General features: G+C 57.6%; 23 protein-coding genes. 7 read left to right on the forward strand and 16 right to left on the reverse strand.

Annotated elements, in window-relative coordinates; translation table 11 throughout:
• Positions 1-122: 122 nt before the first annotated feature.
• From QUE89_RS13200 to QUE89_RS13230, 7 genes are all read right to left on the reverse strand, one after another.
• On the reverse strand, positions 123-1,436 hold the full coding sequence (locus QUE89_RS13200) for a short-chain fatty acid transporter (protein ID WP_286220536.1): 1,314 nt from the start codon (positions 1,434-1,436) through the stop codon (positions 123-125).
• A 141-nt stretch (positions 1,437-1,577) separates the two neighbouring features.
• Positions 1,578-1,946 carry a thiol-disulfide oxidoreductase DCC family protein gene (locus tag QUE89_RS13205; RefSeq protein ID WP_286220537.1) on the reverse strand — a complete coding sequence of 123 codons (369 nt, stop codon included), beginning with the start codon at positions 1,944-1,946 and terminating at the stop codon, positions 1,578-1,580.
• A 19-nt stretch (positions 1,947-1,965) separates the two neighbouring features.
• Positions 1,966-2,532, reverse strand: a complete 567-nt coding sequence (gene efpL, locus QUE89_RS13210; RefSeq protein WP_286220538.1) for an elongation factor P-like protein EfpL — start codon at positions 2,530-2,532, stop codon at positions 1,966-1,968.
• A gap of 132 nt (positions 2,533-2,664) precedes the next feature.
• Entirely contained in the window at positions 2,665-3,345 is a 681-nt protein-coding gene (locus tag QUE89_RS13215) for a hypothetical protein (RefSeq protein WP_286220539.1), read from the reverse strand.
• Positions 3,342-3,830, reverse strand: coding sequence for a hypothetical protein (locus tag QUE89_RS13220; protein ID WP_286220540.1), 489 nt, complete (start codon positions 3,828-3,830; stop codon positions 3,342-3,344). The genes QUE89_RS13215 and QUE89_RS13220 overlap by 4 nt, the downstream gene beginning before the upstream one ends.
• 106 nt (positions 3,831-3,936) lie before the next feature.
• The gene (locus tag QUE89_RS13225; RefSeq protein WP_286220541.1) at positions 3,937-4,968 is read right to left on the reverse strand and encodes a threonine aldolase family protein; all 1,032 of its coding nucleotides are present in this window, start codon (positions 4,966-4,968) and stop codon (positions 3,937-3,939) included.
• Positions 4,969-5,041: 73 nt separating this feature from the next.
• Positions 5,042-5,944 carry a LysR family transcriptional regulator gene (locus tag QUE89_RS13230; protein WP_286220542.1) on the reverse strand — a complete coding sequence of 301 codons (903 nt, stop codon included), beginning with the start codon at positions 5,942-5,944 and terminating at the stop codon, positions 5,042-5,044.
• A gap of 99 nt (positions 5,945-6,043) precedes the next feature.
• On the opposite strand from QUE89_RS13230, the gene QUE89_RS13235 reads away from it, so the two are divergent.
• Positions 6,044-6,544: a lactoylglutathione lyase family protein gene (locus QUE89_RS13235; protein WP_286220543.1), complete on the forward strand. Its 501-nt coding sequence runs from the start codon at positions 6,044-6,046 to the stop codon at positions 6,542-6,544.
• A 39-nt stretch (positions 6,545-6,583) separates the two neighbouring features.
• On the opposite strand, the gene QUE89_RS13240 is transcribed toward QUE89_RS13235, so the two are convergent.
• The 3 genes from QUE89_RS13240 to QUE89_RS13250 all read right to left on the reverse strand — a co-directional run bounded on the left by QUE89_RS13240 (position 6,584) and on the right by QUE89_RS13250 (position 8,825).
• Positions 6,584-7,231: a dimethylsulfonioproprionate lyase family protein gene (locus QUE89_RS13240; RefSeq protein ID WP_286220544.1), complete on the reverse strand. Its 648-nt coding sequence runs from the start codon at positions 7,229-7,231 to the stop codon at positions 6,584-6,586.
• Between the two features lie 51 nt (positions 7,232-7,282).
• Complete coding sequence (locus QUE89_RS13245) at positions 7,283-7,981, reverse strand: crotonase/enoyl-CoA hydratase family protein (protein WP_286220545.1); 699 nt, start codon at positions 7,979-7,981, stop codon at positions 7,283-7,285.
• 211 nt (positions 7,982-8,192) lie between these two features.
• Positions 8,193-8,825 (reverse strand): glutathione S-transferase family protein, encoded by a 633-nt coding sequence (locus QUE89_RS13250; RefSeq protein ID WP_286220546.1) that lies wholly within the window; start codon positions 8,823-8,825, stop codon positions 8,193-8,195.
• 150 nt (positions 8,826-8,975) lie between these two features.
• On the opposite strand from QUE89_RS13250, the gene QUE89_RS13255 reads away from it, so the two are divergent.
• The 3 genes from QUE89_RS13255 to QUE89_RS13265 all read left to right on the forward strand — a co-directional run bounded on the left by QUE89_RS13255 (position 8,976) and on the right by QUE89_RS13265 (position 12,833).
• The gene (locus QUE89_RS13255) at positions 8,976-10,463 is read left to right on the forward strand and encodes a M17 family metallopeptidase (RefSeq protein ID WP_286220547.1); all 1,488 of its coding nucleotides are present in this window, start codon (positions 8,976-8,978) and stop codon (positions 10,461-10,463) included.
• A gap of 28 nt (positions 10,464-10,491) precedes the next feature.
• Entirely contained in the window at positions 10,492-11,739 is a 1,248-nt protein-coding gene (locus QUE89_RS13260) for a cation:proton antiporter (RefSeq protein WP_286220548.1), read from the forward strand.
• 86 nt (positions 11,740-11,825) lie between these two features.
• Complete coding sequence (locus QUE89_RS13265) at positions 11,826-12,833, forward strand: zinc-dependent alcohol dehydrogenase family protein (protein ID WP_286220549.1); 1,008 nt, start codon at positions 11,826-11,828, stop codon at positions 12,831-12,833.
• 151 nt (positions 12,834-12,984) lie between these two features.
• On the opposite strand, the gene QUE89_RS13270 is transcribed toward QUE89_RS13265, so the two are convergent.
• A complete protein-coding gene (locus tag QUE89_RS13270; RefSeq protein ID WP_286220550.1) occupies positions 12,985-13,950 on the reverse strand; it encodes a zinc-binding metallopeptidase family protein in 966 nt (321 codons plus the stop codon).
• 45 nt (positions 13,951-13,995) lie between these two features.
• On the reverse strand, positions 13,996-14,379 hold the full coding sequence (locus tag QUE89_RS13275; protein ID WP_286220551.1) for a DUF2750 domain-containing protein: 384 nt from the start codon (positions 14,377-14,379) through the stop codon (positions 13,996-13,998).
• Positions 14,380-14,613: 234 nt separating this feature from the next.
• Here QUE89_RS13275 and QUE89_RS13280 point away from each other — a divergent pair, with 234 nt between their 5' ends.
• Entirely contained in the window at positions 14,614-16,236 is a 1,623-nt protein-coding gene (locus QUE89_RS13280) for a M28 family metallopeptidase (protein ID WP_286220552.1), read from the forward strand.
• Between the two features lie 66 nt (positions 16,237-16,302).
• Here QUE89_RS13280 and QUE89_RS13285 read toward each other — a convergent pair whose 3' ends face one another.
• Positions 16,303-16,857 (reverse strand): fasciclin domain-containing protein, encoded by a 555-nt coding sequence (locus tag QUE89_RS13285; protein ID WP_286220553.1) that lies wholly within the window; start codon positions 16,855-16,857, stop codon positions 16,303-16,305.
• A gap of 222 nt (positions 16,858-17,079) precedes the next feature.
• Here QUE89_RS13285 and QUE89_RS13290 point away from each other — a divergent pair, with 222 nt between their 5' ends.
• A complete protein-coding gene (locus QUE89_RS13290; RefSeq protein ID WP_286220554.1) occupies positions 17,080-18,255 on the forward strand; it encodes an AI-2E family transporter in 1,176 nt (391 codons plus the stop codon).
• A gap of 19 nt (positions 18,256-18,274) precedes the next feature.
• Positions 18,275-19,072, forward strand: coding sequence for a DUF1206 domain-containing protein (locus QUE89_RS13295; protein ID WP_286220555.1), 798 nt, complete (start codon positions 18,275-18,277; stop codon positions 19,070-19,072).
• On the opposite strand, the gene QUE89_RS13300 is transcribed toward QUE89_RS13295, so the two are convergent.
• The 3 genes from QUE89_RS13300 to QUE89_RS13310 form a co-directional block, all read right to left on the reverse strand.
• The gene (locus tag QUE89_RS13300; protein ID WP_286220556.1) at positions 19,045-19,608 is read right to left on the reverse strand and encodes a hypothetical protein; all 564 of its coding nucleotides are present in this window, start codon (positions 19,606-19,608) and stop codon (positions 19,045-19,047) included. The genes QUE89_RS13295 and QUE89_RS13300 overlap by 28 nt on opposite strands.
• 2 nt (positions 19,609-19,610) lie before the next feature.
• The gene (locus QUE89_RS13305; RefSeq protein WP_286220557.1) at positions 19,611-19,934 is read right to left on the reverse strand and encodes an ElaB/YgaM/YqjD family protein; all 324 of its coding nucleotides are present in this window, start codon (positions 19,932-19,934) and stop codon (positions 19,611-19,613) included.
• A gap of 232 nt (positions 19,935-20,166) precedes the next feature.
• On the reverse strand, positions 20,167-21,294 hold the full coding sequence (locus QUE89_RS13310; protein ID WP_286220558.1) for an endonuclease/exonuclease/phosphatase family protein: 1,128 nt from the start codon (positions 21,292-21,294) through the stop codon (positions 20,167-20,169).
• Positions 21,295-21,311 lie beyond the last annotated feature (17 nt).

A 21,311-nucleotide genomic window follows, 5' to 3' on the forward strand; every position in this document is an offset into this window, starting at 1 on the left:
GTACTTCCTTCTTGCTGGGCCTGTCTATCGGGAACGATCTTTCGGAGACTAGCCCACACCTTACCGCATTTGCGGGCATCCGGGCGCGTCAACGCCCGGCTGCCCGCTCTGGTGGGCGGTGATCAGGGCAAAAACATCAGCCCGAAACCCAGCACCACGCCGGTAACCAGCAACACGATCAGACAGTAGCCCATAACATCCTTGGCAGACAGACCGGCAATCGCCAGCGCCGGCAATGCCCAGAACGGCTGAATCATGTTGGTCCAGGCGTCACCCCAGGCCACGGCCATGGCCGTGCGGGCGGGCTCGACACCCAGTGCGGCGCCAGCTTCCAGCATGATCGGTGCTTGCACCGCCCACTGACCACCACCAGACGGCACGAAGATATTCACAATACCGGCACTCAGGAAGGTAAACAGCGGGAAGGTGGTCGGGTTGGCAACACTGGCAAACCAGTTGGACAGACTGCTGGCCAGCCCGGAATCCACCATCATCGCCATGATTCCCGCGTAAAACGGAAACTGGATGATGATACCGGTAGAGCCTTTAACCGCCTCGCTGGCACTTGCGATGAAGCGTGACGGCCGACCGTGCAGGATGATACCCAGGATCAGGAACATGAAATTGACGATGTTCAGATTCAGGGAACCACTGCGCGCCAGGAAGTAGTAACCAGCAAAAATCACCCCCATTACCCCAATGGCCTGGGCCAGGATGAGGCTGTTTTCCAGCTTTTCGGCCGGGCGATCGTTCTGCAGCGGTGGCAGTGGGGCTTCGTCACCCAGCTTGGTGGCGTCAACGTGCTTGTCATCGTTACCCATCATCATCCGGTTCACCACCGGTATGACAATGAACATGGCCAGCACCAGCAGCAGGTTAAACGGCGCAAAAATGGTCTCACTGGTGGGAATCACGCCGATCATGTCGGCAGTAAAGTGGCCTTCGGTGGCAATCACCAGGGGCACCGAACCGGCCAGGCCGCCGTGCCACACCATGAAGCCACTGTACGCGCTGGCAATCAGCAGCGGATAGTTCACGTTAGGCACTGTCCGCGCCACCTGACGAGCAAACAGCGCCCCGATCACCAGGCCAAAGCCCCAGTTGATCCAGGCTGCCGCCAGCGACACCAGTGTGACCAGGATAACCGCCTGGCCGGGAGATTTAGCCAACCGGGCCAGGGCCTTGAGGATTGTGCGGAAAAATGGGGTGCTGGCCAGAACAAAGCCGGTGACCAGAACCAGGACCATCTGCATGGCGAAAGTCAGCAGGTTCCAGAAGCCATCGCCCCAGTACTGCACCATTTGCAGCGGCGATTGGCCTTCAAAAACGATAGCGGCTACGAACACCACTAGCGATAGCAGCAGGACCAGTACGTAGGGATCGGGCAGGTAACGCTCGACCAGTTTCACTGAGCCGTTGGTCAGTCTCTGCAACATAGAATGTCCTCGCGGTATTGTTATTGGTGTTAACGCAAAAACGCCAACCGATCCCAACCCCGAATGCCGGGGCGGATGAGCTGGCGTTCTCTAATTTTCACTGTAACGATAGTCTCTTATGCACCCGCAGGGGATTAGATCTTAGTCGGCACCGGCATCAAGCCGCCGGCTGACCCAGGCGTGGTAGAGCCGGGCGAGGCCCGGTCGTATCAAAGGCAGGCCAATTAGCCAGGCCAGGGGTCTCAGCACCGGCACGCGGGACATCAACAAAATGTAGGCATCCATCTCGCGATGAATCCGGCCCTGGGCGTCTTTCACGTGCAATTCTCTCAGGGCCCGGTAGGGATCGATACCTTCACTGCGCAGCTCATCATCACGACCGGTAATATCCAGCCACTCAACCGATTCGCCGGTTTTACCCGCCAGCTTTTCGTACCAGCGCCGGTCCTTGATACAGGCCGGGCAGGAGCCGTCGTAAAAAACCACCAGCTTGGCATTCGAATTGGTCATTCAGCCTCCTAGAACAAGCTCAGGCACGGCTCAGGAATTTGCGTTCCTCCACATTCACCTTGATCCGATCGCCCGTGGAGATGTGCTCCGGCACCTGCACTACCAGTCCGGTCGACAAGGTGGCCGGCTTGGTACGCGCGGTCGCGGAGCCGCCCTTGATCGAAGGATCGGTCTCGCTGATGTCTAACTCCACCGTCGGCGGCAAGGCCAGGGATACCGGCGCGTCGCTGACCAGAACCACCATCAGGCCCTGGGTGTCTTCGCTGATGAACAGAAGCTCATCGGCGATGGCCTCACGGTTCAGGCTGTACTGGGTGAAGTCCTCGTTGTCCATGAACACGACCTCTTCGCCGTCGGCGTAGGAGAAGGTGGCCGGCCGGCGGGTAAGATCCGCCAGATTCAGCATATCTGAATCCTTGAAGGTTTCGTCAATCTTGCTGCCGGTTACAACGTCGTACATGCGCATGCGATACAGGCTGCCTCCAGCCCGCCCCTGAGGCACCGAGCGCTCGATATCCTTCACGAAATACACCCGGCCATCGTAATCCACTGCAGAATTCTTTTTGATTTCACTTGCTCTTGGCATTGCTAGGTTCCCAAAAATGTTGAGCTAAACAGGTTAGCTGATATACCACGAAGAGCGAAAACTAGCGACCGTAACTTGCAGATGGAACGGGGTGAAACGAAACAGGCGGAGGAAAATTTGGAGCAACGCAATCTAGATAGGCCAACTGGCAATCGCATCTCCGAACAACAGCAGTAAAATTGGGATCGGCGAAATAGCCACGGCAACCAGAAGCACAAAAGCGAACGGCGAAAAAAGCCGGCTCATACCAGCCATCATCGCCAGCCCTCCCCCACCGCCCACGACCATGTTACCGGGCAGATTGATCGCAACCAGCAGCGTGACATAGCGATGCCGAACCAGCCAGGGTAACCACTTTCGGGGAGTGCGTTCCGTCAACCTGACAATACGCTGCTCGGGCGTGAGCCCCTCAAACCCGGCAAGAAATTTCGCCGCTCTTTCCAACCGCACCTCCCGAAGAAACTGAGCAATGCTCGACTCCGGTACCAGTCGACCAATCAGGTAAGCCAGACATAACGAAGTGAGCGTGCAGATAAACACAAGAGGCACAATTTTTGGGCCAAGAATCATCATCAAGGCCAGACCTATCTCAACCCCTGGTACGAAGGGAATCGCCATCAGCAAGATATAAGCTGCCATGGATATCATGATGATACGGTGCAACGCCGGCTCGTTGGAGGGTCGAATATTGAGATCGAGCCCATCGATGACACCCCGCGTCATCAGATTGCCAACCACAACGATGGCGACGAACACGCCGAGCTTCAGAAAACCGACCAACCGCCGGTGTTCCGGCACCGTCGGCAACATCATGGCTGCTGTCCCTTGACTAGCCGGCCCTTGAACCAGAGCTCTTTTTCAAAGGTCCAGTACCAGCGTTTATTGACCCAGATAATCGACCCTTCGATTTCGTCTCCCCTGACAGTGCCACGCCAATACATAACCGCACCAGACTCGGTACAGGGAACATCGGCCCGCATCTGGACAGCATCACCCTCTGCTCTGACCCAGTACTCCACCTTGGCGTAACCGCACCTGCGCTCACACTCCTCCGAAACGAATTCACCGTCATCGAACACCAGCAGGTCGTCAATGTCCCCAGGCGCGCCTTTAACACCAAGCTGACTTTGGAATGTTTTCCCATCTAAAACCGCATGGAGATCTGTGGACGAGTCGGCGAAAACGGGTTGGGCAAAAGGCGTCAGCAGAATAGCGACGCACAAAGACAGGAGACAACAAAGGCGTTGCGGCAGAAACTCAACACTGGGTTGATGGGCGCGGTCTGGGTCGGTTTCCATGGGCAAAGCCCCGGTGCCAAAAACCTAATTAAAGTCTAGCTCAGACACCGGCAAAAGAAAGAACCGCGCTGTCCGTCCCCGAGGTCATCGCCGGCGGAAGTTTGTGTTAACGCACCAGTTCACGAACATCAGCTACAAACTGATCCACGCGTTCGGTTGTGGTTGCCCAGGAACACATCAGGCGGGCCGAGCCACCGATGAAATTATAGAACCGCCAGCCTTTGGCCCGCAGCGCCGCCTGCACCGGTTCGGGCATTTCCACGAACACGCCATTCACCTGCCGGGGATAGCGCAGCGAAACGCCGGGCAGGCCTTCCAGCCCGCTGGCCAGCCGTGCGGCGCAGGCGTTGGCGTGCCGGGCATTGTGCAACCAGACATCGTTGTCCAGCAGTCCACACCAGGGCGCCGAAATGTAGCGCATCTTGGACGCCAACTGACCGGCTTGCTTACAACGCCATTCGAAATCTTCGGCCAGCTGTCGATTGAAAAACACCACGGCCTCACCGAGAGCCAGGCCATTCTTGGTGCCAGAGAAACACAGAACATCCACGCCGGCTTTCCAGGTGATCTCCGATGGGTGCACGTCCAGCGCCGCCACTGCGTTGGCAAACCGGGCGCCATCCATATGGATGCTCAGGTTGTACTTATCCGCCATGGCCCGGATCGCGCGTAATTCTTCAGGGGTGTAGAGGGTGCCAACTTCTGTGGCCTGAGTCAGGCTCAGGGCTTTCGGTTTCGGGTAATGGATGTCGGTGCGCTTGGTGACCAGGTGCTCGATACTCTCAGGCGTGAGCTTGCCATCCGGCCCCTGCCCCAACAGCAGCTTCGCGCCGTTGGAAGCGTATTCCGGCCCTCCGCATTCGTCGGTCTCGATGTGCGCCAGCTCGTGGCAGATGACACTGTGAAAGGATTGCCCAATAGAGGCCAGGGCCAAGGAGTTGGCCGCGGTGCCGTTGAACACAAAAAAGACATCGCAGTCGGTATCAAACAGCGCCCGAATGTCATCAGCGGCCCGCTGGGTCCAGCTGTCTTCACCATAGGCGGCTTCGTCCATGCGGTTTGCCGCGGCCATAGCCTCCCAGGCTTCGGGACATACACCGCTGTAGTTATCACTGGCAAACTGCTCGTACTGGGACACGCTGGACCTCCGGATTTTGTAATAAAGAACTGATTACTTTCTGAAAACTGCACACCTTCTGAATCTTTCCAAACTACACCATTCCGGGCGAATCGCCAGCACTCAGATCCAGCCCTTCGCGCATAGCATCGATAACGGTGCTGACCCGATTGGGCAGAGGCTGGTTGCGACGAAAGCCCAGAAACAGGGTTTCACTGGCTGGTGTTGCCAACCGGTGGGTTTTTACTGTCTCTGGCTGCTGGAACGCTTCGATGGCGTAAGCCGGCAATACGGTAAACCCCAAGCCCCGGCTGACCGGCTCGAGAATCAGGCTGATCTGGTTGGAAAAACCGGCCGACGGGAACTGATTGCTATGATGGAACTCGCTGTAGTTAGCCCCCAGCAGCAAGCCCGCATGGTGAGCCCCGTCCGGATGATTGATGAACCCGAGCGCCATTAACTGGTCCCAGCTGGGTTCATCCATCCCCTCAGGTGTCACCAGCAACAAGGCCTCTTCGCCCACTGGCTTGAAACCAACCTCATCCAGGGCTGCGGGCTTTGTCATGATACCCACATCCACCCGGTATTCGGCAATGGCCCGCTCAACGTCAGAGTTGGGCGCAAAGCGGTAATCGATGACCAGACCCGGATGCTGCGTTTGCAAAGTCAGCAGGTGCGGATACAGCTTCAGCCCCACACTGCCGGGCGACATGATTCTGACCAGGCCTTCGAAGGCCGGATCCGCGCCAACCCGCCGTTCAAGATCGGACAGCGACTCGACTATCACATTGGCCTCGCGGTACAGCCGCTCACCGGCATCGGTCAGGGTGAACTGCTTGCCCTGACGAACCAGCAGAGACAGTTCAAGCTGCTCTTCCAACTTTCGCACATGCTGACTGACACCCGATTGCGTCATGTGCAGGCGCTCTGCGGTGCGCGTGAAATGGCCAACCTCCACCAGAGTGCAGAAGCTACGTAACCAGACGGGATTCATCATTACGATTCATACTCGAACACATTAAAAATGATAATTTTACGTGATCAATCAGGCTTTGTAACCTAGTTGCACAGTCACAGAGGCAAGAGGTAACAGCAAATGAGCAACGTTTACCCAAGAAACTTTTCACACATTGGCATTTCCGTACCCGACCTGGAAGCAGCGGTGAAGTTCTACACCGAAGTCATGGGTTGGTACCTGATCATGAAGCCGACCGACATCGAAGAAGACGACAGTGCCATCGGCGAAATGTGCACCGACGTGTTTGGTCCGGGCTGGGGCAACTTCCGCATTGCCCACATGTCCACCGGCGACCGGATCGGCGTTGAGCTGTTTCAGTTCAAAAACCAGGAAAATCCGGAGAACAACTTCGAGTACTGGAAGACCGGTGTATTCCACTTCTGCGTTCAGGATCCGGACGTTGAAGGGCTGGCAGAGCGTATCGTTGCTGCAGGTGGTAAGAAACGCATGGAAAAGCCGCGCTACTACTACCCGGGTGAGAAGCCGTACCGCATGATCTACATGGAAGATCCGTTCGGCAACATCCTCGAGATCTACAGCCACAGCTACGAGCTGATCTACAGCGAAGGTGCTTACTAGGGCCCGCTCGGAACCCGGCTGTTTGCCCGATGTACTGCTTTACTTTTTGATCGAGAAATCCATCTTCTGGTGGGCCAACTTGTCTTCATCACCGGTCCAGGCATAAGCCAACAAGGTTGGCTCGAAATCACCCGTGGTCATTCGATGGGCGCGTTTCGGTGGATTGAACAGCAACGACCCCGGCGTGAACACGCTGTAGTTGCTGTCCGACACCGACCCACTGAGGCAGATATACGATTCGCTGATACCGTCGTGGCTGTGCTCAGGATAGGTGCATCGGGGGGCAAAAAGGACAAGGCCGAGAATAAGCTTCTTGCTAATCACGGGACCATTTGGCCCCATCAGCTCCGAGTAGGCGTATTTGCGCGCCAGACCCTTTCGCATGCGTTCGTAGCCATAGCGCCAGGTCAGTTGATCGATAACCCGGGCAAGTGAACGCACCAGTGGTGCTGTGGGTTCATTGAGCCCCTGATCCATGGCCCTTCCCAACCAGGCACACACCGGCAAACTGTTGGGTTGATCAAACGCAACTTCAGGATTGATTTCAAGCTCCGCATTCAGGCGATTGCGGACGTCTTTCAGGTGCGAACGAATAACACTGTTACCGCCGGCCGATCCGAAACGGTAAAGGTTCCAGTACTCCCGAAAGACATACTGCCAGTCAACATGATCTGCAAGTCTGCGCATTGCGGGTCTCCATGCCCGATCAGATTCCAATCATCAATGGCCGCAAAAAGCTTAGCCCGCCAGCCCAAGGTGCTCGGAATCCTGCTCAATGCAGCGATCCATCAGCGCTAGGTACTCGGCCTTGGCTTTGCGCTTGGTTTCCTTGTGCGCCCGCATGTTCAGCTTTTTGAACTGTTGTGCCAGCTCATTGGCGCGAGTACTGAGTTCAGACGGGGCCACAATCTCATCCAGGAAACCTGCGTCCACCGCGCCCTGGGGCCCGTATATTTCCGCGTTCACTACGGAACGTTGGAAGTGGGCAGGCGTCAGGCGGTGCCGGGCAATTTCGATGCCCGCGCGGTGCATGGTCATGCCAATGGCCACTTCATTAAGGCCCAGCTTGAAGTCTCCCTCAACGCCGATGCGGTGATCCACTGACAACAGGATAAAGGCACCCTTGGCAATGGCGTGGCCGCTGCAGGCGCCAATCACCGGAAACGGGAAAGCCGACAGCCGACGGGTCAGCTTGGAACCCACCGTCACCAGCGCAGAGGCCTCGCTGGCGCTCTTCTGCATCTCCTTCAGGTCATACCCACCAGAGAAAATGCCCGGCTGACCGGTCAGGATAACCACGGCCTCGTCCGATTCCGCCCGGTCCAGGGCCGCATTCAGCGCTTCAAACACCTCATGGCTCAGGGCATTGGCCTTGCCATTGGTAATGGTAATGGTCGCAACGCCGTCATTTAGTTGGTAATCGACAAGATCTGTCACCGGCTTTTCCTCTTACTGTGATTGTTCGATAGGAGTGGTGAACTGTGCCAGTTTCCGGAGCCCGAGACCACTCCCCGAAGAGGCCTTTTCAACAGCGCCATGATTACCCACAAAAACTGTGGATAACTGTGTTAGCAGAGCAAGGACAGAGCGCCCCAGCCCACGAGAACAGGGCGCTGACGATTCTTGGACACTAAATGACCGTACTCAATCACTGGGGGATAAGATTGTCGTCCAAAGCCTTTGCCGCTGCCAGTGCAGGCCGGTTTGCCAGCTTTTCCACATAGGCCTCGAATTCCGGTCGTTTGGGAATCGAGCCGAACTCCATACCCCACATGATGTGGGAGCCCACATAGACGTCAGCCGCGGTGAACCGGGAGCCGGCGATGTAGGGTTTGTTTGATACCGCCTGCACCAGGGTATCAATGGTGTGATCGTAGGTGCCGTAGCCCACCATTTTCTCCAGGTCGCTGGTGACTTCGGCCTTGAGTACCCGATCCATTACCGCCGCCTCCAGAGGGCCTGCTGCAAAGAACAGCCACCGGTAATAGGCCGCCCGATCAGCCAGGTCAGGCGCCAGGCCCGCGTTCGGGAAGGCATCGGCAAGATAGGCACAAATGGCGGCAGATTCGGTTACCACCTGGCCACGGTGCATCAAGGCAGGCACTTTACCCATGGGATTGATGGCGAGATAGTCATCGGCTTTCATATCGGTTTCATAGGCGAGCAAAACCTGGCGATAGTCGGCGCCGACCTCTTCCAGCATCCAGCGCACAATGCGCCCTCGAGACATGGGGTTGGTGTAGAAAATGAGATCGCAGTCAGCAGAATCGGTGATAGGCATGGTGGGATGCTCCGAGGCAAAGGGGATCTTCAAAGACTAGCCCAATCCACAGCCTGCTCAAGGGTTCTTTTCCGGGTGCTGAGGTATTCCCCGGGGAATACAACTATCCTTAAACGAGGCTGCACTCGAAACCGTTTGGAGCACCCCACCATGAAGCCAGAACTCCCTAAATTACCGGACCTGAAACTGGATGTGGACCACCGCATTCCCGCCTCCTGGGACTTCGATACTGGCGTGGGATTGATACTACTGGTTCCTGACCTCCACCGGGAGGTTATGGACAAGGCGCCCTGGGCCGATTACCTGAAACTGCGCCTGGCCGATTTCCCGAAAGCGACCAATCCGATACTGATATCAGGCCCCCGAGGCACCCGCACCAGTATCGGCTTTGTCTCGACTGACGTCCGCGGTTTCAAGGCCCTGAGCCAGGCCCGGGCCCTGCTCGCGCCATTGATGGCAGAACGCTGCCGCAAGATCAACGTGATCTCACTGCTCGAGCAGCCCGGGATCGCCTGCATTTTGGCCGAAGCCCTGGTTTCGGCCGCCTATGCCGCCCTGTTCCAGCTGCCAAGACTCTCGGACAAGGCCGAAGAAAAGCCTCAACTGGCCGCTATGAATTTCTTTGGTGAGTTTGAAACCGCCGACTTCCGTTACGCCAAGGCAACCGCCGAGGGCAACAATCTTGCACGCTGGCTGACTCAGTTGCCGGGCAACTACCTTACCCCGACGATCTACCGGGAATACGCGGAAGCTCTGGCCCACCAGGAAGGCTGGGAGGCGGAGTTCTACGATTGCGACCAGTTGGAACAGATGAAAGCGGGTGCCTTTTTATCCGTGGTTCAGGCCAGCCCCAACCGGGATGCGGGCATCCTGCAACTGAGGTATCGCATGACCGGCGCCGAGGAACGGCCACTGGCCCTGGTAGGCAAAGGTATCTGTTTCGACACCGGCGGCAGTAATCTCAAGACCGGCGGCAGTATGCTGGGAATGCACGGAGATATGCAGGGCAGTGCGGTCGCGCTGGGTACCCTGCTGGCCCTCACCCGGCTTAATTTCCCGGCACCGGTGGACTGCTGGCTGGCGCTGGCCGAGAACCACATCGGCTCAAGGGCCGTGAAATGCAACGATGTAGTAACCGCCCTCAATGGCACCACCATTGAATTGATCAATACCGATGCCGAGGGCCGCATGGTTCTGGCCGACACCCTGGCCCTGGCCTGCCGGAAACCACCACGCGCCATTCTCGATTACGCCACCCTCACCGGGGCCGTGGTCTCAAGCCTTGGCAATCGCATGGCCGGCGCCCTCACCAATCGACGCCACTGGGTAGAACCCATCATTCAGGCCGGTGAACATTGTGGCGAGCGGGTGTGGCCATTTCCGTACGAGGACGATTATGACGACGATCTGAAATCCGAGGTCGCCGACACCTTACAGTGCCGGACCGCCGGCGCAGGCGATCACATATACGCCGCGCGGTTTCTAGGGCGTTTTGTGGATAAAGACGTGGGCTGGCTCCACGTCGACATGGCGTCCACAGGCACTCACAAGGGCGGGCTGGGGCACATCCCCTCGGACATCCAGGGTTTCGGAGTTCGGTTCGGCGTGGAGTGGTTCAAGCGAGTCATCGCGGAGTAATTAGCCCAGGACAGGGAGATCAGAGCTGATGGAAACCCACGCGAGTTTCCCCGAAACACTCGGCGGGTTTGCGGTGTTGCTGCTGGTGCTGGCGGCGCTTCGGGTGTTCGCACGGTCTTCCCGCCTGCCGGCGGAATCCTGGATTCTGATTTCTGGCCTGCTGTATGGCCTGACCCTGAAATCGTTCCCTTCGCTGCCGATACTCGAGCTATCTCCGGACCTGGTGATCCTGTTGCTGTTACCAGCGCTGATTTTTTCCAGCGCCCGGGAGCTGTCACCCCAGCACCTGAAATCGGAGGGCCGACCAATCCTGCTGTTCGCTACCGTGGGCGTGGTCTGCACCCTGTTCCTGATTGGGGTACCTCTGTATGCCGTAACCGTGCTGCCCCTCGGCGATGCGCTTCTGTTCGCTGCAGCAGTCGCCGCCACCGACCCCTCGGCGGTCTCCGCCATTTTCCAGCGCTTCCACGTGCCTCATAAGCTTGCAGCGCTGATTGAAGGCGAATCCCTGTTCAACGACGGCACCGCCATTTTGCTGTTCTTTACCATGGCCTCACTGGTGATCGGAATGGAAACCTTCAGCCTCACCAACACCGCCCTGACCTTCGGCTGGATGGTTCTGGTGGCTGTGTTGCTCGGCTCGGCCCTGGGTTGGTGTGCTGGGCGCCTGATCCGCTATTGGTCGGTACAGAATCAGTTTTCGGGCATCTCGATCACCCTGGCGCTGGTTTACGGCGGCTTTCTGGTGGCCGAAGAGCTACTGCACGTGTCGGGTGTGATCACGGTGATGTTCGCCGCCTGGATGTTCGTGTTTCAGCGCCGGCCCGCCGCTTCCGAAGACACCAAGCCCGTGACGCCTATAGCGGGCCACCCGGAATTTTTCGTCGGCTTTTGGGATTACATCAGCCAGCTGGCCGGCGGCATCCTGTTCTTTGCCCTGGGGGTCACCGTGGGCCGGCACGACTTCCCCTTCACCTGGTTGATCCCAGGCAGCATTGCCGTACTCCTGATCGCCCGAATGTTGGTCATCTACGGCGGCAGTCTGCTGCTGAAGCTGAGCAAGGATCACGTACCCATGGCCTGGCAGCACGTTCTCGTGTTGGGCGGCCTGCGCGGTGCCGTCTCTGTGGCCCTGCTACTGATGCTGCCTGAGGACTACATCTATCGCGAATACATGCTGTGCCTGGCACTGGTGCTGTGTCTGTATACCCTGGTGATTCACCCGCTGATCTTACAGGCGTTCCTGAAGCGCCAGAATTTGGAGGAGCAGGGTTGAATGATCCGGTTACCCCCACAATCTGTAGTCATGGAGCTAGCGACTGATTAACCGACATTAAACCGACCAAACGGGAGCACCCTGGAATGAAACGCATAACACTGAGCAAACCGGGCGGACTGGACCAACTGCAGCTGAGTGAGGCTCCAGAGCCAGGCCAACCCGGACCGGGCGAGATTCGCGTTCGCGTCCGTGCCAGCTCACTCAACTTCCACGATTACGCCGTGGTGGTCGGTGCTATCCCAACCGAAGACGATCGCATTCCCATGGCCGATGGCGCAGGTACCGTTGAGGCCGTGGGCGAAGGCGTCACCGAATTCAAAACCGGCGATAACGTGGTATCAACCTTTTTCCCCCAGTGGCTGGATGGCCCAGCCCCCATCGATAACTTCTCCACCACACCCGGGGATGGTCAGGACGGCTATGCCCGCGAGCTGGTTGTCCGTCCCGCCAACTGGTTTACCCACGCGCCCAAAGGCCACAGCCACGCCGAAGCGGCAACTCTGACCACCGCCGGCTTGACCGCCTGGCGCGCACTGGTGGTGAACGGTGGCCTGAAAGCCGGTGATACCGTGCTGACTCTGGGCACCGGAGGTGTCTCCATCTTTGCCTTGCAGTTCGCCAAGATGATGGGCGCCACGGTGATCTCGACGTCGTCGTCGGATGACAAGCTGGCGCGCTTGCGTGAGCTGGGTGCAGACCACACCATCAACTACAAGACTACTCCGGCCTGGGGTGCGAAGGTGCAGGAACTCACCAACGGTGAAGGTGTAGACCATGTCATTGAAGTCGGTGGTCCGGGCACCCTGCCGGAATCCATCGATGCCGTGCGCATTGGCGGGCATATCTCACTGATTGGTGTATTGACCGGCCGTGAGGGCGAGGTGCCTACCGCTAAGCTGATGGCCAAACAGGCTCGCCTGCAGGGATTGATCGTGGGCAGCCGCGCTCATCAGCAGGAAATGATCCGGGCGATCGAGGCCAATGACATGCACCCGATCCTCGATCAATCCTTTGGGCTTGAGGATATTGCCGACGCTTTCCGACACGAAGAATCCGGGCGTCACTTTGGCAAAATATGTCTTGAGTTCTGACGGGAAACCAGGGTGGCCGGCAGCTTTGCCAACACCGGTCAATTAACGGTCACATTTCCAGAGCGCCTGGTATCAGGCGCTCCAAGCTACCTATCCTTGCGTTGCCAACATAGTTATCCACAGTTTTTGTGGGCAAGTTTTTGTCCACACTTCACCGACCCTGAGCACCTCGGCGCAACCAACCGTGAACAAACGCCAGTTTTCGTTGGGCCGCTTGCGACAAAACGAAGGGATACAGATCCGACAGCCCCATGGAGCGGTTGATGTGATTAACCCGTATGGCCAGTGACGCAGCCACATTGATCAAGCGTGCAGTGTCCGGTTCCGAATACGGGTCCCATTGGGAAGCGGGCATCTCCTCGGACGATAGGCCCGAGGCAACGGCACTGTCCGTAATGTCGGTCAGGTGCAGTAAATGGGCTGCGGTTTCAGCCCAATCTTCGTGCGGATGGGCAGAGGCATAGGAGGTCAGGTAGGACGTCCGCCAATCCGGCGGTGCGCCATCGTGGTAATGACGCTGTAGTGCCGCTGTATAGTCAGCACGTTCATCACCAAACTCCGCGCGGAATGACTCCAGGAAGTCCTCCCGCAGACTGAGCCGCCACCAGAGCATGTGTGCAATCTCATGGCGCATGTGGCCCACCATCGTTCGGTAGGGTTCCTGCAGGGCCTCCCTCCGGCTGGTTCGCACCACCGGATCTGCCTCGGCTACGCCGATCGTCACCACACCATTGGCATGGCCCATGGCGACCGGGGTCAGGCCTTCGGCCAACATGTGGAAGATCGGGCGAGTTCCGGGATCTTCCGGGCGGAACCAATGCCAACGGCCCAGGTTGTCGAGCACCCAGCGTTTGGCGGCTTCGGTTTCCGCCCAGTTATGCATGGCGTTGGGAATGCTCGGATCCGGCGCCAGCGCCGTCATGGCACAGGAGCGGCAGAAAGCGCCCTCTTCCGGCGCAATCCAGTTGCAGCCGATGACCTCCCGGTTCGCACAGAACGGCCGTACCGGCAGGAAGGCCCTGGCCTGGGGATCGTAGCCAACGGGCGTACCCTCGGCCGTGGCCAGATTATCGAACCAGAGTGAGCCGGAACCCACGGGATTGGAGAAAACCAGCATGCTGCCATTACTCCTGAATAGGGACTGATCCCAGTGTAGGCGGCTTTAGAAGTTCGACAACTCGTCCTGGAGGTCGCGCTTCAACTCTTCCGGCTCGGTGATCCACAGGGTGTCATCTGCACCTGGGAACACCCCGATTTCCAAGCCGTCTTTGGTCAGGCCCGGCACCCACTTCTTGAAGAAGTCAGGCAGGGAGATGCTTTTAGGCGACAGGTCGTCGGAATCATTGCCGTACGCCGCTGCAAAAACCGCGCTGGGCCAAACCGGCAAATACGCCACACCTTCGTCTTCTGACTCCAGCTTCAGGAAGTGGCTGTCACCATTGACCAGAATCCAGATCTCGCGCTCTTCGAGCACTTCATTCAGGAAGTAGTCGTAACGTTCTTCGCCATTCATTTCGAGAACTTGCTCTAACGGATCGCTGCTCATGATCGTCTTTTAACTCCGGGACGTTAGGTAGGAATGCGTATGCGGCGGAGCCTATCACGTATCTCCGCCAATCACGTCTGGGACAATGCCTACAAGCTGGCTGCACCTTTATAATTCTTAATCTTTTCCCGCTCGACCTTTTAAATTCCACAACTAGGCTAGCAGTGGGCATCTATGGAAGCTGTGTTGCCCCCATTGAAACCAACAATAAACTCCCAGGATTGGAGAATATCAATGCGACTCAACACCGCAAGCCACATGCTGGCTTTGGGATCTCTTTGCTTCACGATAACTGCACAGGCCTCACCTGGCCAGCAATCCACCGCCGACCTGCTCAACGAATTCTGGAGCCCAGATCGTTTGCGCAGCTACGAATGCAGGTTTGGCATTCTGAACAGCTCGCCGCTCGGACTTCCTCGCTGCATGCAGGCCAGCAACATCCAGTATCACCTCGACAGATTCTATGGCATTGCCCAGGCGAACGACGGCAATCGTGCCGCCGGACGGCCAGGCTACGATGCCTCCGTAGACTATATTCGGTCGACACTGGAAAGCGCCGGGTACGAAGTTACTGTACAGCCCTTCCCATTCAACGCCTTCTATCCCATCGGCGACGGCACCCTTCAGGCTCTGGCGCCCACCCCCGTGGACTACCAGTGGGAAGAGGACTTCACCTATTTGTCGCAAACCGAGCCAGGTGACGTATCCGGTTCGGCTATTGCTGTAGATGTTGACCTGGGGCCGGACAATGCTTCCACAAGTGGCTGCGAACCGGAGGACTTTGCCGGCTTCCCGGCCGGTGCCATCGCCGTGGTCCAGCGCGGAGCCTGTGCCTTTGGCCAGAAAGCCACCAATGCGGCCGACGCGGGCGCCTCGGGTGTGGTTATTTTCAACCAGGGCAACACCGAGGATCGCAAAGGCCTGCTCAACGCCACGCTGGGCGGTGACTATGCCGGCGGTGTTCCCGTGGTCTTCACCACCTATGGCATTGGTGCCGGCTGGGTTGATCAAAACGACCTGCAGCTCCGCGTGGTTGTTGATGTGGTCCGAGAGCAGACCGAAACCTTCAACGTGATTGCGCAAACGCAACGCGGCAATCCGGACAATGTCGTGATGACCGGCGCGCACCTGGACTCCGTATTCGAGGGTGCTGGGGTTAACGACAATGGGTCGGGTAGCGCCGCTCTGATTGAGCTGGCCCTGCAAATGAAGAAGGCCCGACCCCGCAATCAGGTTCGATTCGCCTGGTGGGGTGCCGAAGAAGCGGGTCTGGTTGGCTCGACGTACTACGTCAACAATCTGAGCGAAGAAGAGAAAGCCAAGATCAAGGTGTACCTGAACTACGACATGATTGGTTCACCGAACTTCGGCAACTTCATCTACGACGGCGATGGCTCTGACTTTGATCTGGAAGGGCCTCCCGGCTCTGCGGCCACCGAAGCGCTGTTCGAAAAGTACTTTGAACTGAGAGACATTGCGTACGAGGGCACCGAAATCAGCTTCCGGTCGGACTACGCTCAGTTCTTCGAGGATGGCATTGCCTTTGGCGGGCTGTTCACTGGTGCCGAAGGCATCAAAACCGAGGAACAGGCGGCCAAGTTTGGCGGCGACGCCGGTGTGGCCTACGACCCGTGCTATCACTCCGGGTGTGACGACATTACTAACGTCGACGAAGTCGCCCTGGAAATCAACGGCGATGCTGCTGCCTTTGTAACCAGCTGGCTCTCGCTATCAACTCGGGTTATTGATGAACAGATTGCGGCGGCGGAAGCCCCGGAATCCACCATTGGCCTTCGCTCCATCCAGGCGGAGAAGGAGCGTGATATCACACATTGGGGAGACAAGTGGATTAAGTAGGACGGTTTCTCGCATAAAAAAGACGGCCGCTCGCGGCCGTCTTTTTTGTTGGGTCAATGCTTGGCGTTACGGCATCAATACCGTGTCGATGACGTGAACGACACCATTCGACTGCATCATGTCGGCCTTGATCACCTTGGCCTTATTACCTTTGGCATCTTCGATCATCAACGAGCCACCTTCCATCATCAGCGTAAAGGTGCCGCCTTGTACTGTGGTTACTTCGTGCATACCACCATCGTCTTCAACCATCTGCATGGCGGCCGAGGACGTGGCCTTTGCTGCCACCACGTGGTAGGTCAGGATCGACTTCAGCTGATCCTGGTTTTCCGGCTTCAGCAGAGCTTCCACAGTGCCATCAGGCAGTTTCGCGAAGGCCCCATTGGTGGGCGCGAACACCGTGAAGGGGCCTGACCCCGATAGCGTTTCAACCAGGCCTGCGGCTTTTACTGCGGTCACCAGGGTACTCAGATTGTCGGCTTTGGCAGCAGCATCAACGACCGTCATCATCTCTTTTTCGCCAGCCTCGTGATGCCCGGCCAGCGCTGGGAGCGCAGAAGCGGCACAAAACACAAACAACATGGAGACCAGCATTGATTTGATTAGTCCTGAAGATTTCATCGTGTTCACCTCTCTCAGTGATCCCCGTAATGGGTGGTAAGAGTCTTTTACGCGGGGACCTGACGCACAGATGCTTGCTTTAGCCGCGACCTGATTAAATTTTGTACACACTTGTGCGCATCGATGGCATCCACGTTGAGCCATGCTGAACTTACCCACTAACATACGCACCTCTCAAAGCGCGCTAAACTCAGATCCAGCAAGCAGGGAAAGGATTCAGAAATGAACGATGGGAGAAGCACGGATCAGAGCAATGGCAACGGCAAGATAGAACCCGATGCTCAGCGGTCGCAAGCACCATTGATCGGCGCCATCAGCATTCGAAGCGTGGCGCTTATCGTGCTGGCCAGTATTGCCACACTCTATTTCATCGACTGGGCCCAACCTGTCCTGCTGCCCCTGGTCGTAGCAGTTTTGATCAGTTATGCACTGGATCCGGTAGTTTCACTGCTTGATCGGATTCGTGTTCCTCGTCCTCTCGGCGCTGCCATCGTCATGGCATCTCTAATTGGCATCATTGCGGCCGCAGGCGCGCCCCTGAAACAGGAAGCCATGGCCATGCTGGATAAGGTTCCGGTCGCCATTCAGGAGTTCCAGCGCAAAGAAGCCCGCAGCGGCGACACTGAAGAAAGCATCATGGAAAAAGCGCAAACGGCCGCCAAGCAGATCGAAGAAACCGCGGCCGAGGACCAACAAAATGCCATCTCAAATCAGCCCGGCATCACGCCAGTGCGGGTGGTGGACAAGCCCATGGATATCCAGGCTTACGTCATCAGGGGCTCGCCTGCCGCCCTGATTCTCATCTCGCAGTTTTTCTCAGTGTTGCTGCTGGTGTATTTCCTACTTGCCGTTGGCTCACTGTACCGGCGCAAGGTGGTGCGGATATCGGGCCCCTCATTTGGCCGTATGCGCAAGGCGGCAAGAATCATGGATGACCTGCACCACCAGATCCGCCGGTTCCTGTTCGTGATGGTGATCGGTGCTCTGTTTGTTGGGATTTTGACCTGGCTGGCGTTTCTCGGCCTGGGCGTCGAACAGGCGGCCCTGTGGGGTGTGGTGGCCGGTATCGCCAGCGGGGTACCCTACTTAGGACCATTCCTGGTATTCATTGGCACCGGTGTCGCCGGATTCATCCAGTTTGGTGCGTTAGATAACGCCATCATTATCGCAGGCACCTCGCTGCTGATTACCAGCATTCAGGGCAACCTGCTTACGCCCTGGCTGACCAGTTACATTTCCAGTCTTAACGCGGTCGCCATCTTTATCGGCTTGCTGTTCTGGGGCTGGCTTTGGGGCCCCGTTGGTCTGATTGTGGCCACCCCGATTCTGATGATCACCAAGTCCCTGTGTGATCACGTTGTCAATCTACGCGCGATCGGCGAATTGCTGGGTAAGTAACTCGACCGAGAGGAGCTTTATGACTACAGCGGCCGGACACGCCATCTCCATTATGGCGAGGATGGGTTATGCCGCCCGTGGCATTGTTTACCTGCTGGTGGGCGGCCTGGCAGCCGTTGCGGCGGTTGGCCAGGGCGGTCAGACCACCGGAAGCCGAGGTGCCCTGGAACGGCTCTTGGCCGCGCCTCTGGGGCACGTGCTGTTGGCTGCACTGGCACTGGGGCTCATCGGGTACGCCCTATGGCGTTGTGTTCAGGCGATCAAAGACACCGATGATCACGGCCTCGGGCCGAAAGGCGTCACCATTCGGCTAAGCCTGCTGGTGAGTGCCATCACCCACACACTGCTCGCGGTATTTGCCATCAGCCTGACCATATCCATTGGCGATGATTCCTCGAGCGACAACTCTCGAAGCCTTGCCAACTGGCTTATGCAACAGCCGTTTGGCCGATGGATGGTGGCTGCTATCGGAGCGGTCATGCTGGGTGCGGGATTCGGCCATGCCAAGAAAGGCGCCACGGCGCAGTTCCACCAGCATTTCGACATGCCATCGCTGGTGCAGGTTTGGGCCTATCCGATCTGCCGGTTCGGCCTGGCGATACGTGGGCTGGTGTTCCTGATCACCGGAACCTTCTTTGTGATCGCCGCTTACCAGATCGACCCCGATGAGGCGGGCGGCATGACCGAGATGTTTGACGCCTTCCGCAGCAGCCCGTTTGGCACGTGGCTGATTGGTTTTGTGGCACTTGGGCTAGTGGCCTTCGGTACCTACAGCCTGCTGGAGGCTATTTATCGGAGGGTGGAGCCAGATTCCTGATCGGCCGTGCCGGGTGCAGCGGCCGCTGTATCTTCGGGTTCTGACTCGGGCTGAGTTGGCTCGGACTGAGATTTTGGCTCGGACTGAGAATGTGCATCGGCTTCCGCTTCTTTCATCAGTTCCATACCACCCTTCATTAACAGGGACCGGAGGCGTGGATCGCCTTGCTGGGCAACACCAACCACAAAGGCAGTCAATGCCGCCTCCAGAGGGTTATTGCGAATCAACCCCCGCAAAGCCTCAACTGAGGATTCGCCGCGCGAGTCCGTGCCTTCCTTTTTCGCGGAGGCACTGGGGGTGCTGGTCATACGCCAGAAGAACACCCCCAGCAAAAACATGCACAAGACTCCGACCGTGGCCATTGCCCCAGCCTCGCCAATGAATGGCGACAGTGCCAGGATGGCGGCCTGAATCAACAGGTAAAACCCGGTGATGAGCAGGGCCGTCAACAATACCATCGACAGCACAAATGCTGTCAGCGCAGCAATTGCCTTGCGTACGGCCCCCTGCAGTTTCGCTTGGGCGGAGTCAAGCATGGTTAGCGATCAAGCAACTTACCAACCAGAACCCCGGCCAGAAACATGAGAACAACGCTCAGGAAGGGGCGCTCTTCTATCTTGTGCTCAACGTCGTGCACGGCTTTGTCGCCGGCATCCCGGGCCCGATTAAAGGCGTCGTTGCCCTTCTGTCGAACCTGATCAAACGCCTCGCGGCTTTCCCGCCGGATCTCGTCCCGGAGACTGCTGATGTTGCTCTTTTGACCTTCAGATACTGCCTTGGTGAGAGTCGCCAAATCTTCACGCAGCTGCTGCAGATCTTTCTTAACCTGGTTGTATTCGTCCTGACTGGATTTCGCTTCCATTGTGAGGCCTCCTGAACCATTGGTTTTTCGATCATCGTAAACACCTAACAGGACGACAGTCACTGTGGAGCCTGTCATTCGGCTGGCGCTAGAAAATAAGCGTAGCACACTCGATTGGAGCCAAAACCACGATTTTGGCTGTGCTCAGTTAGATTCCTGTAACGTTTGGGGGGCTGAGTGAAGCTGCGCTCGGCACCCATGGGCAGGTCTTCCGGGTCGTATCCGGCGCTCCTTATTTACGATTGATCTCTTCAGGCCCCTGCCCGGGTTCCGGCACGTCGTGTTTGCTGGCACCTTGCTCGCGGGCCAGCTCCTTCGCCCATTGATCATCATCTGTGTTGCCTTTCAGCGGCTCCTGATCCTGACCCCGCACTGGGGCATAGCGCAGGCTGGTGAGCAATGGAAAATGATCAGAACCGATGGATGGCAGACGCTGGATCGACACCAGGGTGAAATGCTCACTGTGGAACAGATGATCCAAGGGCCAGCGCAGCACCGGATAGTCCGCATGAAAGGTACTGTGAAACCCCCGCCCCACACGCGGATCCAGCAGGCCACTGACCTTGCGAAACAGGCGCGTGGTCGGCGACCAGGCCACGTCGTTAAGATCTCCGGTGACAATCACCGGCTCGTCAGTGTCGGCAACACTGCGACCGACAATCACCAGTTCCGCGTCCCGTTCTGCCGATTCCGGATTTTCGGTCGGGCTTGGAGGTGCCGGATGCAGGAAATGAATCCGGACCTTTTCACCAGAACGCAGCTCCACCAGAGCGTGCATTGATGGCACATCGTCTTCGATCAGGAAACGACACTCTGCCTCAATCAGCGGCAAGCGTGAGAACACGTGCATGCCGTAAAGATTGTCCAGCGGACACTGGATGGTATAGGGCATGCGGGATATCAGCACCGCCAGCTGATCCTCCCACCACTGATCCGACTCCAGAGTGACCAGCACATCCGGCTGGTGCTTCTCCACAAGGCTGATCAGGGCGCCGACGTTGCGATTTGATGTCAGCACATTCGACGTCAGGATGGTGATTGTGCGCTCCGGATCACCACGACGGGCGGCTTTAACCTCTCGGGGCCAGAGCATTGTATAGGGCAGAATCCACCACAACTGGCAGCCAAGGCTGAACGCAGTTGCCGTGGCCAAAAACCAACTCAAAGAACGATCCAAGTCCAGCAGGGCAAGCTGCAGCACCAGAGTTACCAGTGCGACCGCAGCTAACTGCAGCCGGGGAAAATCGAAGCCCCGAATGACCCAGTGCGGGTGGCGTAGCATCGGCAACAGCGTCGCCAAAACCACGAGCACCGTGAGTAACGCCAATCCCCAAAGTATGAAAACGTCCACTGTCGCCATGACATTGCATCCTTTAC

Origin of the sequence: Marinobacter sp. LA51 (assembly GCF_030297175.1) — a bacterium.
GTDB lineage: Bacteria > Pseudomonadota > Gammaproteobacteria > Pseudomonadales > Oleiphilaceae > Marinobacter > Marinobacter apostichopi.

What these genes read in the sequence shown, in the direction of transcription:
- QUE89_RS13255 (WP_286220547.1), top strand. Translation starts at nt 8,976, where the DNA reads ATGAAGCCAGAACTCCCTAAATTACCGGACCTGAAACTGGATGTGGAC.
- QUE89_RS13260 (WP_286220548.1), top strand. Translation starts at nt 10,492, where the DNA reads ATGGAAACCCACGCGAGTTTCCCCGAAACACTCGGCGGGTTTGCGGTG.
- QUE89_RS13310 (WP_286220558.1), bottom strand. Translation starts at nt 21,294, where the DNA reads ATGGCGACAGTGGACGTTTTCATACTTTGGGGATTGGCGTTACTCACG.
- QUE89_RS13270 (WP_286220550.1), bottom strand. Translation starts at nt 13,950, where the DNA reads ATGCTGGTTTTCTCCAATCCCGTGGGTTCCGGCTCACTCTGGTTCGAT.
- QUE89_RS13275 (WP_286220551.1), bottom strand. Translation starts at nt 14,379, where the DNA reads ATGAGCAGCGATCCGTTAGAGCAAGTTCTCGAAATGAATGGCGAAGAA.
- QUE89_RS13295 (WP_286220555.1), top strand. Translation starts at nt 18,275, where the DNA reads ATGACTACAGCGGCCGGACACGCCATCTCCATTATGGCGAGGATGGGT.
- QUE89_RS13220 (WP_286220540.1), bottom strand. Translation starts at nt 3,830, where the DNA reads ATGGAAACCGACCCAGACCGCGCCCATCAACCCAGTGTTGAGTTTCTG.
- QUE89_RS13215 (WP_286220539.1), bottom strand. Translation starts at nt 3,345, where the DNA reads ATGATGTTGCCGACGGTGCCGGAACACCGGCGGTTGGTCGGTTTTCTG.
- QUE89_RS13250 (WP_286220546.1), bottom strand. Translation starts at nt 8,825, where the DNA reads ATGCCTATCACCGATTCTGCTGACTGCGATCTCATTTTCTACACCAAC.
- QUE89_RS13305 (WP_286220557.1), bottom strand. Translation starts at nt 19,934, where the DNA reads ATGGAAGCGAAATCCAGTCAGGACGAATACAACCAGGTTAAGAAAGAT.
- QUE89_RS13300 (WP_286220556.1), bottom strand. Translation starts at nt 19,608, where the DNA reads ATGCTTGACTCCGCCCAAGCGAAACTGCAGGGGGCCGTACGCAAGGCA.
- QUE89_RS13230 (WP_286220542.1), bottom strand. Translation starts at nt 5,944, where the DNA reads ATGATGAATCCCGTCTGGTTACGTAGCTTCTGCACTCTGGTGGAGGTT.
- QUE89_RS13200 (WP_286220536.1), bottom strand. Translation starts at nt 1,436, where the DNA reads ATGTTGCAGAGACTGACCAACGGCTCAGTGAAACTGGTCGAGCGTTAC.
- QUE89_RS13285 (WP_286220553.1), bottom strand. Translation starts at nt 16,857, where the DNA reads ATGAAATCTTCAGGACTAATCAAATCAATGCTGGTCTCCATGTTGTTT.
- efpL (WP_286220538.1), bottom strand. Translation starts at nt 2,532, where the DNA reads ATGCCAAGAGCAAGTGAAATCAAAAAGAATTCTGCAGTGGATTACGAT.
- QUE89_RS13235 (WP_286220543.1), top strand. Translation starts at nt 6,044, where the DNA reads ATGAGCAACGTTTACCCAAGAAACTTTTCACACATTGGCATTTCCGTA.
- QUE89_RS13240 (WP_286220544.1), bottom strand. Translation starts at nt 7,231, where the DNA reads ATGCGCAGACTTGCAGATCATGTTGACTGGCAGTATGTCTTTCGGGAG.
- QUE89_RS13280 (WP_286220552.1), top strand. Translation starts at nt 14,614, where the DNA reads ATGCGACTCAACACCGCAAGCCACATGCTGGCTTTGGGATCTCTTTGC.
- QUE89_RS13290 (WP_286220554.1), top strand. Translation starts at nt 17,080, where the DNA reads ATGAACGATGGGAGAAGCACGGATCAGAGCAATGGCAACGGCAAGATA.
- QUE89_RS13205 (WP_286220537.1), bottom strand. Translation starts at nt 1,946, where the DNA reads ATGACCAATTCGAATGCCAAGCTGGTGGTTTTTTACGACGGCTCCTGC.
- QUE89_RS13265 (WP_286220549.1), top strand. Translation starts at nt 11,826, where the DNA reads ATGAAACGCATAACACTGAGCAAACCGGGCGGACTGGACCAACTGCAG.